The sequence below is a fragment of the Serratia sp. AS12 genome (assembly GCF_000214195.1).
Lineage (GTDB): Bacteria > Pseudomonadota > Gammaproteobacteria > Enterobacterales > Enterobacteriaceae > Serratia > Serratia plymuthica.
Genome location: NC_015566.1, coordinates 2,903,989 through 2,916,656, shown reverse-complemented (window position 1 = coordinate 2,916,656; position 12,668 = coordinate 2,903,989). Strand labels below are relative to the sequence as shown.

At 52.5% G+C, this 12,668-nt stretch carries 15 protein-coding genes; 5 read left to right on the top strand and 10 right to left on the bottom strand.

Annotated features, from left to right (window positions below):
* Positions 1-104: 104 nt before the first annotated feature.
* Positions 105-1,499 carry a DEAD/DEAH box helicase gene (locus tag SERAS12_RS13580; RefSeq protein WP_013813196.1) on the bottom strand — a complete coding sequence of 465 codons (1,395 nt, stop codon included), beginning with the start codon at positions 1,497-1,499 and terminating at the stop codon, positions 105-107.
* 30 nt (positions 1,500-1,529) lie between these two features.
* Between SERAS12_RS13580 and SERAS12_RS13575 the strand changes: the two genes are divergently transcribed.
* Positions 1,530-2,330, top strand: a complete 801-nt coding sequence (locus tag SERAS12_RS13575) for a hypothetical protein (RefSeq protein WP_013813195.1) — start codon at positions 1,530-1,532, stop codon at positions 2,328-2,330.
* A gap of 127 nt (positions 2,331-2,457) precedes the next feature.
* Here the strand turns inward: SERAS12_RS13575 and SERAS12_RS13570 are convergent, their stop codons facing one another.
* Positions 2,458-2,727 carry a VRR-NUC domain-containing protein gene (locus SERAS12_RS13570; RefSeq protein WP_013813194.1) on the bottom strand — a complete coding sequence of 90 codons (270 nt, stop codon included), beginning with the start codon at positions 2,725-2,727 and terminating at the stop codon, positions 2,458-2,460.
* A 104-nt stretch (positions 2,728-2,831) separates the two neighbouring features.
* Here SERAS12_RS13570 and SERAS12_RS13565 point away from each other — a divergent pair, with 104 nt between their 5' ends.
* Positions 2,832-3,656, top strand: a complete 825-nt coding sequence (locus SERAS12_RS13565) for a hypothetical protein (RefSeq protein ID WP_013813193.1) — start codon at positions 2,832-2,834, stop codon at positions 3,654-3,656.
* Between the two features lie 26 nt (positions 3,657-3,682).
* Here SERAS12_RS13565 and SERAS12_RS13560 read toward each other — a convergent pair whose 3' ends face one another.
* The gene (locus SERAS12_RS13560; protein ID WP_013813192.1) at positions 3,683-5,794 is read right to left on the bottom strand and encodes a DNA polymerase; all 2,112 of its coding nucleotides are present in this window, start codon (positions 5,792-5,794) and stop codon (positions 3,683-3,685) included.
* Positions 5,795-5,816: 22 nt separating this feature from the next.
* Here SERAS12_RS13560 and SERAS12_RS13555 point away from each other — a divergent pair, with 22 nt between their 5' ends.
* Entirely contained in the window at positions 5,817-6,581 is a 765-nt protein-coding gene (locus tag SERAS12_RS13555) for a hypothetical protein (RefSeq protein ID WP_013813191.1), read from the top strand.
* On the opposite strand, the gene SERAS12_RS13550 is transcribed toward SERAS12_RS13555, so the two are convergent.
* The 4 genes from SERAS12_RS13550 to SERAS12_RS13535 are packed head-to-tail and all read right to left on the bottom strand — an operon-like array spanning position 6,578 to position 10,261.
* Entirely contained in the window at positions 6,578-7,123 is a 546-nt protein-coding gene (locus tag SERAS12_RS13550; protein ID WP_013813190.1) for a DUF2815 family protein, read from the bottom strand. The two genes, SERAS12_RS13555 and SERAS12_RS13550, sit on opposite strands and share 4 nt — an antisense overlap.
* Positions 7,124-7,135: 12 nt before the next feature.
* Positions 7,136-8,449, bottom strand: coding sequence for a DUF2800 domain-containing protein (locus SERAS12_RS13545; protein WP_013813189.1), 1,314 nt, complete (start codon positions 8,447-8,449; stop codon positions 7,136-7,138).
* A gap of 3 nt (positions 8,450-8,452) precedes the next feature.
* Positions 8,453-9,388 (bottom strand): hypothetical protein, encoded by a 936-nt coding sequence (locus SERAS12_RS13540; RefSeq protein ID WP_013813188.1) that lies wholly within the window; start codon positions 9,386-9,388, stop codon positions 8,453-8,455.
* A 3-nt stretch (positions 9,389-9,391) separates the two neighbouring features.
* Positions 9,392-10,261, bottom strand: a complete 870-nt coding sequence (locus SERAS12_RS13535; protein WP_239440931.1) for a hypothetical protein — start codon at positions 10,259-10,261, stop codon at positions 9,392-9,394.
* On the opposite strand from SERAS12_RS13535, the gene SERAS12_RS26625 reads away from it, so the two are divergent.
* Positions 10,256-10,558, top strand: coding sequence for a hypothetical protein (locus tag SERAS12_RS26625; protein WP_239440930.1), 303 nt, complete (start codon positions 10,256-10,258; stop codon positions 10,556-10,558). The genes SERAS12_RS13535 and SERAS12_RS26625 overlap by 6 nt on opposite strands.
* 268 nt (positions 10,559-10,826) lie before the next feature.
* On the opposite strand, the gene SERAS12_RS26460 is transcribed toward SERAS12_RS26625, so the two are convergent.
* Entirely contained in the window at positions 10,827-10,997 is a 171-nt protein-coding gene (locus SERAS12_RS26460) for a hypothetical protein (protein WP_013813185.1), read from the bottom strand.
* A gap of 13 nt (positions 10,998-11,010) precedes the next feature.
* Positions 11,011-11,193 (bottom strand): hypothetical protein, encoded by a 183-nt coding sequence (locus SERAS12_RS13530; protein ID WP_013813184.1) that lies wholly within the window; start codon positions 11,191-11,193, stop codon positions 11,011-11,013.
* 117 nt (positions 11,194-11,310) lie between these two features.
* Between SERAS12_RS13530 and SERAS12_RS13525 the strand changes: the two genes are divergently transcribed.
* Positions 11,311-12,240 (top strand): hypothetical protein, encoded by a 930-nt coding sequence (locus SERAS12_RS13525; RefSeq protein ID WP_013813183.1) that lies wholly within the window; start codon positions 11,311-11,313, stop codon positions 12,238-12,240.
* On the opposite strand, the gene SERAS12_RS25620 is transcribed toward SERAS12_RS13525, so the two are convergent.
* Positions 12,221-12,460 carry a hypothetical protein gene (locus tag SERAS12_RS25620; RefSeq protein ID WP_013813182.1) on the bottom strand — a complete coding sequence of 80 codons (240 nt, stop codon included), beginning with the start codon at positions 12,458-12,460 and terminating at the stop codon, positions 12,221-12,223. The genes SERAS12_RS13525 and SERAS12_RS25620 overlap by 20 nt on opposite strands.
* Between the last annotated feature and the right edge of the window lie 208 nt (positions 12,461-12,668).

The following is a 12,668-nucleotide window of genomic DNA, read 5'->3' as shown; positions in this document are numbered from 1 at the left end:
CCCTTTTGGCATTTTCTTCGGGTCTCGCCACTTCCATAACGTTTTCTCTGATATTTGATAGCGGGCCAGAACGTCCCGCGTAAAGATAATTGGATTCTCGCCCATCACATGCCTCTCTTCTTCATTGCTTCGAGCAGGATGTCCTGCACTTCACGTTTTGAATTGCGCCGCTCCATTACCATTTCGTCAGTGGTGTCGGCGGCGATAATGTGGTGTATCCACACCGGACGGTGATGGCCGGCTTGCGCCTGGCGCGTTGGCCCGATGCGTTCGATAATTTGTTGGTACTGCTCCAGATCCCACCAGTGCGAGAAAAACACCAGAATGTTGCCGCCGTCTTGCAGGTTAAGGCCGTGGCCGGCGCTGGCGGGATGTGCGAACAGCACCGGTATCTTTCCGGCGTTCCAGTCACGGATCGTCTGTGGGTCTGCATCGAGCTGGCGGCCTTTGGGGAAGGCTTTTTGCAATCGCTGCAGGTCGTGCTTCCAGTGGTAGGCGACCAACACAGACATGCCACCGGCTTCGGCCAGGATGCTGTCCAGCGCCTGCAGCTTCCCATCATGCACTTCTGCCCAGTTGCCTGCGTCGTCGGTGTAGATGGCGCCGCTGGCGATCTGCAAACATTTCACCGTTTTGGCCGCGGCGTTCAGCGCCTCGATATCAGCGCCGTTTAGCTCAAGGAACATTTCCTTTTCCATGCCTTGATATTGTTGGCGCGCGTTTGACGGCAGCTCTACGCGGATCACGTTGTGGATGGGTTCGTCGATGTCGAACCAGTCGGCGGCGTCCAGGGAGATCGTCACGTCGGCGAGCGCCGCCTGCATCTGCTCCTGCGCATGCGGCCACGGTTCCAGTTTTGACCACTGCTGACCAGGGAACTGAATGCTGTTGAACCAGCGCGAGGTGAACGCTCCGAATGTACGGCCCAACCGATCGCCGCGGTCAACGAACCACGCCTGGCCCCATAAGTCGATTAGGCCATTCGGCGCCGGCGTGCCGGTAAGGTTTACCCAGCGGTGCACGTGTTTGTGCGCCACCTTGGCCAGCGCCGCAGCGCGTTTCCCGCCTGCGCGCAACCTGAAGGACTTTAACCGGGTGCTCTCGTCCGCTATCACGGTGCCAAACGGCCAGCGGCCGCCGAGTTGCTCAACTAACCACACCAGGTTGTCATAGTTGGTGGTGAATACGCTGGCGTTGCTGTTCAGCAGTGCCGCGGCGCGTTCTTTAGCGGTGCCGACGATTGGTTGCATTTCTATGTTGCGCAGGTGGTCCCATTTAGCGACCTCATCCGGCCAAGTGCTGGCCGCCACGCGCAGAGGCGCCAGAACGAGCGTTGGCTGCGTCTCTTCACCGGAGCAATAGAGCGCCTCAAGGCTGCTGAGTGTGCCCACCGTTTTGCCCATACCCATACCAGCCCAGACGTTTGAGCGCGGTACCTGTAGGGCGTGGTCAATAATGAGATTCTGGTAAGGGCGGGGGTTAAATGTGTTTTTAGCCATCACGTATTCCGATATAGTAAAGTGAATTGAATGAACTCGGTGCGCGATAAAATGGAAAAATATGGGGAAAACAAACTGAAAATACTTAAGGATATTTCAATAATATCAATTATTCCTGTGGTGGCGTATTTCTCAACGTATTTATATTACCTGGGGTTTTCATTTTATTTTGGATACCCGTATGACCTCATAGAAATATCAATAAGTAATATGCTAAAGGTTGGTGCCGATTTCCTTCTACTGTTCATTCCGTCGTTAGCAATTACGGGTTTAGACTTTGGGCTTAAAGCAAAGGTACATCCTTTTTGGATTTCGTTAGCTGTAGGGTACTCCGCGTTAGGGCTGTATAACGTGGTCATAGGTTTCCAACTTGGCTATCAGTTGGGTTTTAAGGGGCTTGTTGGCTATAAAATCATTGCATTAATATCAATACTTACAGTGGCTTTTTTAGTGGCGGCTTGTTTTGCTATGGTTAACTATTTAACTGTGGTAAGCGAACCCGCAAGACAGTTATTCATATTTTTTATTTTTTTATCTTCTGTGTTTTGCTGTATATCAAGCGGTTTTTTGATTGCTTCAAAACATGATTCCGTTTTTTTGGTTGAAAAAAATGACAGTGCAAACCAAAAAGGTGATTATATATTTATAAACTCCTCAGGTTCAGGGGCTATTTTGGGTCGTTGTGATGGTAATATGAAGTATTTCAAGAGGGTTCCATCAAGTGAAGCTTTAACTCTTAAGGAGATAAAATCCTCTGGAGGTGCGGATAAATATAGGGAGTGCTTTGACGTTCAGTATTACAATATTTTCCCTAAATTGATAGTTGAGTAATAATAATAATGATCAGCAATAGCGATCAGCAGCAGCAACCCAAAGGCGCCGAGCCAGAAGTTGGCGCATAATGCTAAAACGACGCACCATGTGGTGCGTCGTGTCCAGTTCAAAACGTTCAACCCTTTCACAATATTCCCTCCAGATTTTTACTGTCTAAAACCACCACCTCGAAGCCCAGTGCACGGAGCCGGTTGTGCTCGCGCACCTGATCTGGCCGCGGATGTTCGCCAGGTGCTTTGCACTCGACAAATATCGCCCGCCCGCCGGGGAGCAGTACCAGCCGATCTGGCACGCCGCGGCGCCCCGGTGACGTGAATTTGTAAGCGGTCCCTCCAGCGGCTTTAACCTTTGCCCCCAGGTGCCGCTCAACAGATGATTCACGGGTGTAGGCCATGTTATTTTCTCTTTAAATTGAAAGTGGTGCATGACTATGCTATTTATCTTTTGATAGCCCATGTAATTTTACTATATCGCTAAGGCCCGTCAGAGGAGGGAATAATGCTAAGTTTCTTTGGGGAATGGTTTTCTTCGTTTAAACAATCATCTGAAGATAGAGTTAAAAGCCCAGTTTTTGGCACTTTCATTTTCTGTTGGTTGTCTTTCAATATTTCGTCTGTACTGGTTTTACTTTTAAGTAAAAAACCTATAGAGGCTACTTTATTATCTCTATCAAGTAAGATGGATATAAGTGATTATTTGATTGGCCCCTTACTTACAACGGCGCTTCTACTGTTTATGTTGCCGCAGATACATCTTTTGGTTTTAAAACATCAAAGTGGACCGTTAGAAAGGGCCAAAGCACAGCAGGCCCTTTCAAAAGAAAAAAACGCATCATCTGAGTTCAAGATCGCCCAACATGAAGCTAAAAGAAAGTTAGCATATAGACAAGAAGAACAAAATATTGAACACAATATTAACAATGTAAAGAAAGAGATCGAAACTCTTAGTGCGGAGAATGAAAGAATCCGCCGAGACCTAGATGCAGCAAAGGAATTAAATAGTAAAGTGCAGCTTGCAGTTGATAACTTAAATAAACACAATGAAACTCTGCAAGAGAATTTCAAAGATGCGGCGGCTAGTAGCAGTAGTGCGCAACAGGTTATACATGACCTACAAAAAGAAATCGTTTTATTAAAAAACGAAAGTGATAAGCTTACAAATAATGCTAGATATGGGGCCAGTAACCATGAGTCTATGGTAGAGAAGAATAACGCTATTATAAAAGCCTACCCTAACCTTTTCCAGAGTGACGAGAACGGGTGGAATATAGTTATAAAACCCGAGGCTCATAGCTACTTACAAAGTTACTTGCCGCGATCCTAACCGGTTACTATGTCCTCCTAGGCATATCAATCCTTCCGGTAGTGGTAGGCCTCGAACCCGCTGGCGTTTAGCGGTAGATCAGGCGCCCATGCAGGGTTAGTGGCGAGCAGCCGACTTAGCTGATCGTGGAAGTAGAAGTCTTTGTCCGGTGCTTCGGTGATCACCTCATCGTGCACGGTAAGCACGATCTCGTAGCCTCGTGCCTCGACGGCTGGCATGTTACCGGCGAGCACATCACGAGCACCGGCCTGGGTAACGTTCTCCACCAGTTTCCCGCCGTAGGTTTTGAGTCGCTGCCATTTGCGCGAGTAGGGGTTCATCCCCATGTAAGTGATATCGCCTTTGACGATGGCCGCGCCGGGGTAGCAAACGACACGGCCAGACGGCAGGGCGATGCGCAGCCATGAGCCATCTTTGCGAACCTTCAGGCGCCGGCAGTTGAACTGCTTACCGGGTTGCGCGATTGCGCGGCGCACAGCGTTCTCCAGTTCGGACCACAGGCTGACTGTTTCCGGGTGTGCGTTGCGCCATAGGCGTTTCAGTGAGTCGCAGGTGATAAACACTCTTTCGGACAGGCCATAGGTTTTTTTCTGCTTAACCGATGCCTGCCACCAACTTCTCGCTTCTCGCTGAATAGCGATCGGGATGTTAGGTAGCGCAGCGTCGGCCAGGTCTTCCAGGTCGAGCCCGTAGACCAGGGCGAACGTCACGAACGCCGCCACACCACCGCCGAAACCCAGCCCCAACTCCATCACCTTGCCGATCTGGCGCATGGCCTTATCGACTTCTTCGGGCGTCATGTTGAAGGCACGGGCGTAAGCCAGTTTATACAGGTCGTGGCCTGCGCGAATCGGTTCGCCGTTCTCGTCGGTGCCGATGATATTGTCGTAATCGCGGAACGCCTGCAGCTTCCACTCTTCACCGGCAAGCCATGCCAGGAACCGGCCCTCGATATTTGACAGGTCGCTGACAACCAGCTTTTTGCCTGGTGGCGCCATGATGCAGCCGCGCAGCGCGGAACTGGTCAATTCCATGATGTTTTCGAATACCAGATCGGCAACGCCCAGTTTCAACGCCTCAATGCCCTGATCGATTTGTTCCTGCTTCATCGTTGGGCGAGGGAGGTTTTGCGGCTGGAATAACCGCCCGGCCCAACGCCCGGTGCGGCTGGCACCGCAGAATTGCAGTGTGCCGCGCAGTCGACCGTCGCTACTGACGCCTTTCATCAGCGCTTTATATTTGCTGGTGCTGGTTGTACAGGCCGCAAGGCGGATAGTCAGCAGTTCGCGCAACGGCGCGGGCAGGTCGGGGTCGTTAATGCGACGCTCGAGCGTGCTTTTCTGCATGTCTGGCAGTTCAACGCCGAAAGCCTCAAGGATATGTTTCAACATGGCGTCGCGCTGCGTCGCTGCCTGCACTTCGCCGTCGGTCATTTCCTGCGTGCGCTTGGCCAGCAGCAACTGTTCATCGCCAACAGCGGTAATGGCGGCTTCGGCCAGTTCTATGTCCATGCACACGCCACGGTCGTTGATCTGTTGATCTCGATGCCACAGAGCCAGCTCGGCGCCCTGATAGTTCCAGTTCGGCAGTTTGGCGTCGACGGCGCGCATGGCATGGATGTCGAGGCCGGCGTAATCAACGAAGCGCTGCCACTCTACAGGATGTGATTTGCTCGTTGCGCGGCGCAGTTTGCTGTTCTTAGGTCGCGGTTTGCAAAACAGCTGGATCAGCTGCTTACCAGCTTTGTCTTTCGCCTTGTCAGTGTCGACGTTGAGCACTTCGCACAGTGCGCCCAGCGCGCCGGGTAGGCCGTGCGCCAGCGCCTTCACCATTGTGTCGCGCCAGCGCTCAACGCCACCCGCCACGATACCAGGCCGCAATCGCTGAAGTGCGTGGCGCAGCATTGTGCGGTCGAAATGACTGTTGTGTGCGTAGATCAGCACGTTCTCATCGCCGAGCGCAGCGAGCAGTTTCGCCGGTAAATGCTGGTCTTCGGTGAAGTCGTGCACGTTCACTGGGCCGTCGTCGATTGCCCAGGCGAACAGCATGATCTCGACGCCTTCAGCGTAGGCGTGGGTGCCGCTCTTTATCGGGGTTTCGCAGTAGGTTTCTAGGTCGAGCCAGAGTATATTAGGCATTTCCTCACCTTAAAGGGTAGCTATGACTTGGAGTGCACTTCTTAGCAGTAAAGAGTTTTGGACTGCATTAACCGCTGGAATTCCTTTAATTACCATGCTGGTTACTACTTGTTATAAGTTTTTCACCGGGGAGGGTTCTATTGGTAAAAACAGGATAAAAGATATAAACGAAATAATTAAAGATAATGAATGCAACTTAAGTGAAGAGGATAAGAAGTATCTCAGTGCTAAACTTAATGAATTAGTAATGTATCCGCACGTAAAGATAAAAAATGCTGAATCTAGAAGTAAGTGGGTGTATTTGCAGAATAGGTCTGGCGATAATCTTGATGTTAATAATTACAAGTGGTTGCTCCCTTTTATACAAGCGGAGGGCGCTCACAGTGTATTGCGGTTAAATACATCAACTAAAGAGTACAAAACTAGAAGGTTTTATTTTGAGTTGGGTGGTTGTAGCCTTTTCTTTATGGGGTCGACATACATTGTTATGGCCACTGGTGCTTTTGGGTATTTTCCTTTTCCCGACATGCCAGAGTGGCCTCGTGTTACTATACTTGGCTTGAGTGTTTTTTATTTTTGGTTTGCTAAGATGATGTTTTTCCGTTTTCCACGAGAGGCGAAGGCTGACAGGATAAATAGTGAACTATTATCCATTCAACTATCTAATGGGCAACTAATTCAAATGAAAGACTCAGTTAATTCGTTGCCGAAAAATGAAGTATCAGATGCGAATGTTGGCGCTCCTGAGAGCCCCCCACGGAGTGAAGGGCTTAACCCCCAGGCTTAAACGAACTCGCCTGCGTCGGTGCCTTCTTCGATGCTGTCGAAGTCGTCGCCGCTGGCCACACCGCCGCCAGCGAAAGCGTCGCCGTCGCGATAGAATTGGATACCGCCCAGCGAGAAGCCGATACCTTTGCCTTTATTGTCGTAGGCGTAGATTGTTACGACTGCGTTCACATAACACCCGCTGTATGGGCGGCCGTCGGCGGCAACCAAAGGTGTTTTATCGCGGTCGATAACTAATGGCCGTGCTTTATTGGACGCGTTCAGGTACATACAGCCTGCATACTCTTCAGCACCTTTCACATCTCCATCGCGATAGCCGGCGCGGTTAGGAATATGTTTGATGCTTTCCAAAATGCTTTCGTACTTTGCACCCCAGGCATCTTTCGCAACTTGCTTGACGGCGGCCCAGATTTTTTTATCGTTTTCGCTGCCTTTCGGGATCAGCAGACCTGCGCGGTATTTGAAGTTGCCGTCGCCGTCAAAATCTGAGGCTTCAAACAGGGAAGGGAAGGTCAGTCGGGTGTTAGGTAAATTCAGTTTCATAGGGTGTTCTCCTCAGATAAATTCTGCGGCTGCCTCGACGGCGTCCACGTTTTCAAAATCGTTTTCGTGATTGATAACCAACGCAGGGCGCGGGTCAGATTCGGGGGCAATAACGGGCTTGCCGTCAGCGCGGGAGATCAGAGCTTCTACCTTCGGCCAGCGGCGAGGGGCGGCTTTCTTGATCAACTTCTCGGCCTTGGTCGGGCTGATTAGCTTAAAGTCGTAAACCTCCTCGTTCTTGTAGCGGAAGGTGTCTTTCAGCAGTGCACGGGCGGCCTCTTCGTCGCCCCAGGCGCGGTTGCCTTGTTTGCCTTCCACCAGTTTTAACCCCGGTACCGCGTGCCCTGCGGCCAGTTCGTTATTGACTCTGCCGCGTACGCCTTTGCAGAAGCCCTCGATCGCATCCACCTGCTGGTAGAGCGCGGCCAGTTCTTCCGGTGTCAGCACCGCGACGCGTTGCCCGGCGGTGGCCAGCTGCGGTGCCAGCGGCTGGGTCAAGTCGACGAAATCACCTGCCATTGAATCTAAGTGCTGCTGCGCCTCGGCTTTGCACAGGCCGCCGGCCGCTTTGCACCACCGGCATTGTTTTTCGCCCGGGTTAAAGACGTCAGCCGGCAGGGTGTCGATGCCTTCGCACTCGGCAATGTTCGCCGTGACGATGGCAGCGGCGGCAGCCTCGCGCGCCAGTTCGCCGAATGCACGCAGTTCATCGACGCTTACCGCCCATTCCGATTCGTTGCCAATCCTCGGTTGGTGAATGAACATGCGGACGGTTTCGAAGTCCTGCAGCATGCCGAACTGCTCCAGCGCACCGAGCGCATACAGCTGCAGCTGCTTGTTGTTCTCCGCGTCCACCTTTACTCCGCGCCCAAACTTCAGGTCGTGCACCTGCAACTCGGTGGGGGTGATGATGACGGCGTCGGCCGTGCCGAACTGACCCGGTACGCCGACCACGTTGGAGAAGTCGACGCGCTGCTCAACCAGCAGGCTGTTGCCGTCGGCCAAAGCCCAGACCGTGTCAATGTAACGCTGCACGAAATCGGCCATGTCGTCGGTAACCTGCGGCCCGGCGTCGCTTTCTCCTTTCGCCAGTGGATAGGTGCCGATGTAATCTGCCGCCTCTTGGCCGCCGTTGAGTTCGATGCCTGCGAGCGTTGGGTCCAGACGGTTGCGCAGGACACACTCGGCCAGCGCGTGCGCTGCTGTGCCTTCCAGCGCAAACTCTGACCCTTCATCAACCAGCCCGGCTTCCATCGCCAGGCTGCCAGGGCAGTTCATCCATTTTTCAGCCCCTGAGGGGCTGAGTCGTGCGTGAGTGTCAGGCATGGGTCACGCCTCCAGGGCTTCGGCCAACTGCTCCAGCGCCGCCACAACGTCTGGCAGTTTTTCTTCGGGGCAGTCGGTGAGTTTTTTAAGGCCAAACAGATCCAGCGTTTTGCGCAGGTCAGCCGGTGCTTTCGGTGCGATTTTCTGAATGATCAGTTGCTTGCCCTGTTCCAGCAGCGCTGCCGCGTCTGGCGCTTCGCCTTCGGCGGAGGTAGTGACTGTCTCTGCGGCTGTGGTTTTGCCTTTTGTGGTCGCCTTTGGCTTGGCCGGCTTCACGTCGGCGCGCTTCTCTTTCGGGGTATCCAGCAGCAGTTCGGCGTAAGCGCGACGCTCTGTGATGCCCGGGAGTGCGTCCCAGTGCTCAACCAGTTGCAGCGCGAGGTCGAACACACCGGTGCCGTGCATCTTCTTGGCACGGTCAACACCTTTCAGCGCCATCGTCAGCGCGTCGATCTGCGCGTCGCGTTCATCGCCGTCGGTGGTTTCCGTGATGTTGACGGCGTGCGTCATCATTTCAGGCGTTAGTGAAACGGCAGGTTTAGCGCCGTAGATCACCGCCAGCGCCACGGCAACCGGCAGGGGTTGTTCTTCCAGGGTGATGGGTTTGATTACTTTTTTATCGCTGTGCTCTTTCAACTGCAGGAATTCGACTTTGGTGATTTCCGTGATACCACCGTAAGGTGAATCAGCGTCCGCCTTCTCGAAGTCGTCCCAGGTGTCAGCCATAAAGGTGATTTCGGTGCCGTTGTGCTTGGCGTAGAACGGGCCTTTGCGTGCTTCTTTACCCTTGGTTCCCGTCTTACTTTCGGCTTTCGGCTGGTGCGGCGTGTCCGCGGTGAAGGTTTTCCCGCCGGCCAGCGCCGCCAGTAGTTGGGTTAGCAGGCCGTTTTGTTCAGCGACCAGCTTGTTGTTTAACTCGAGATTCGATTCCAGGCTCATTTATTACTCCTCAATTTCTACAAACTGGCCGTTTTCGTTCAGGGTGTACCAGGTGTTGGGTTTAATGCCGTTGTCGCCAACCTTGCTGGCGCGGATATGGATCAGTTCGCCTTCGTCGCTCCGGTAACAGAGGACGAGCGCGCTGTTTTCTGATGCACGGGCTTTGCTTTCAATGCCGAAAGCTGCGGCAACCGAATGAGATCCGCTCACTTCGGCCGCCGAGCGGTAGCCGGTGTTGCTGGCCGCCGAGTAGTCGCCGGTGTTGCTGGCCGCCGAGTAGTCGCCGGTGTTGCTGGCCGCCGAGCGGTTGCCGGTGTTGCTGGCCGCCGAGCGGTAGCCGGTGTTGCTGGCCGCCGAGTAGTCGCCGGTGTTGCTGGCCGCCGAGTAGTCGCCGGTGTTGCTGGCCGCCGAGCGGTTGCCGGTGTTGCTGGCCGCCGAGCGGTCGCCGGTGTTGCTGGCCGCCGAGTAGTCGCCGGTGTTGCTGGCCGCCGAGCGGTTGCCGGTGTTGCTGGCCGCCGAGCGGTAGCCGGTGTTGCTGGCCGCCGAGCGGTCGCCGGTGTTGCTGGCCGCCGAGTAGTCGCCGGTGTTGCTGGCCGCCGAGCGGTTGCCGGTGTTGCTGGCCGCCGAGCGGTAGCCGGTGTTGCTGGCCGCCGAGTAGTCGCCGGTGTTGCTGGCCGCCGAGTAGTCGCCGGTGTTGCTGGCCGCCGAGCGGTCGCCGGTGTTGCTGGCCGCCGAGCGGTTGCCGGTGTTGCTGGCCGCCGAGCGGTTGCCGGTGTTGCTGGCCGCCGAGCGGTTGCCGGTGTTGGTCTGTTCTAACGACCTGTCAACCTTGCTCCAGATCCACTCAATCGCGCGGGCCACCATTTGGTGCATGGAAATTTCCGCTTTGATCGTGATGGTGGCGCTTGCGATTTTGCTGTCGCCTCCATCCTCACGGCTGACCTTACCCGCGGCGATTGTCTCGGCGTAGCGGCTTTCCGCTGGCGGGTAGTAGCTGAAGCAGTCGAGCGGGTATTCGCAGGAGTGGAAGCCGCCCGAACAGGCTTCTACCTTGCCTTTGTGCTCAAACGTTTTGCCCATCTCAAACTGAAAGCCGCGACAGGTGAGGTCTTGCTTGAAACCTTTATAGGTAGTGGTCTGCATTCTGCTATCTCGCTAAGTAGAGGATGAAAAAGGCAACGCACAGCAGAACCAGCGGGTACAGCAGGCCGCGCGTTTTCGGGGTGTGAAAATCCGCACCAGTCACACGGTGACGGTGTTGCATACGTACTAAGGAATTCATGGGGTAGGCTCCTTTTGCTATCTGTGAGCGCGCTGGTTGCCCCGTCCGTTTCACCGACACTAAGTCCGGCAGGGCATGCGGCAGCGCGCTCACAGATAGAAAAAAGCCCCGACGAGCGGGGCAAAGACTACACACAGCAATGGATGATTCGGGGTGTTAATCGCGCAGGTATTCTTCGGTGGACACTACGACCTGGCCTTCCAGCAGTTCGGCGTGCGTACTGGTGACAACCACTGTGTGGTGTGGGTGAACGCTTTGGGCCAGCCACTTGATAAGCGGCCTTACAACTTCTTCAAACTCAGCTTGTTTCTGTTCTTGCGTTGGCATGGTGCTCTCCTTATCAGGACTTTATGGTTTTCGGCAGCAGACCGGCTTTCGCCAGCTCGGCCATGATCTTCTTGCGCAGGCCTTCTTTAGCGGCCGACAGGTGAAAACCTGAGCCGGCATAGCGCACGAACACAGTGGCGCCAGACACTTCAGCACAGCCGCTGACGCCTGAATGGATGAAATGTAGGGATTTCATGGGGTGTTGGTCCTATAGCCTGTGGATAACTTGCTGGGTATGCATACAGTAATTGGTTGCATACTGACCTAGTTAGTGTGGTATTATCCGATCTCCACAATCCAAGAAGGGGAAATCATGATCTATCTGTTAAGTAGCGCTGACAGTAATGACATTCTTGAAATTTCAGACTGGGATGAAATAATTCGCAGACCAAACTTTGCGGAGAATGTTGATCTTAGAGATAAAAACCTTCATAGAATTATCGGTAGTTATGAACTTAAAGATAAACGCTCTTGCGGTATAACTAGTTGCCATAAACCGCACAATAAAGGATTTATTGTTGTAACTGATGATGATGTTGAAACTAATATCGGGAACGATTGCGGATTCAAGTACTTTAATGTCAAATTTAACGACATGACACAGGAGTTTTTACGGAATCTTACTAACGAGCAAAGAAAATTAGCTCTTTTCAAAGCTTATGATCGCGTCGATGGGTGGAGACAGCAAGCTGATAAACTAAAGGTCGGGGAGAAAAACATAGATTGGGCCATTAGCTTAATAAACGACATTAAAAACCCGTTAGTAATTGGTCGCTATGCGAGTACTGAACTTAAACGAATGGCTGCGGTGCCTACAAATCTAGTGACCGTCCCGAGATTGGCAACATCTAAAGAGGCTGATATACAAGAATTATTTGATAAAAAATATTCCGAGAGGGAAGAGCAGACTGTCGATGAACCAATCGGAGTGATAGAGCATATTGATTCTTTAACATCTCAGCACGACCTAAAAAGCATTTTCTATATGTCAGTAACTAAGGTACTTAGAGAGTTAGCCGCATGTAACCCCACCAGGATGTCTAGCCCCGCAATGTCCGCTCTACTGAGAAAAGTGGATTTGGTCGACTTTAATTTAAAACTGGCGGAAGAACGATTACTGATTGCTCGGCAGTTTCTTACAACTAAAAACCTTCACGCTATGTATGAAAAAATGTTCCAAATGGACGTAGTTAGTCGTGCTGATTTAAAGAGATATGAAAGCTTTATAAATGGCCTGAAATAACATTAGCCGAACTTGGTAAAAGGGCCCACACACTATAGTCTTGGGGGGAGTAGGTTTGCGTATCTCCTCCTACCCAGCCTATAAAACATGTGAATTCGCCATCTTTATCAAAGACTGCTTTAACTAGACTGTACCCTTCGCATTCATTGATTATCACATAATCATTGGACATGGACTTAGAGGGGGTTGCACAGGCTGGTTGAAATACGATTTCTGTCATCTCATTTTGCTCCTTCAGTGGTCTTAATTAAGCGCCCCGCAGGACGCTTTATAAGTTCACTTTGCCCCGCATTGCCGGCTCCTTGCCCCGCCGCGGTTCCGACGCATGGTTTAAAGTCGCGCCGTTCGACTATCAGTTTTGAATTCACCTTCGAATTCAATAATGAATTTATAACCGAACATGGATATCTCGTCAATTCAAAAATGAA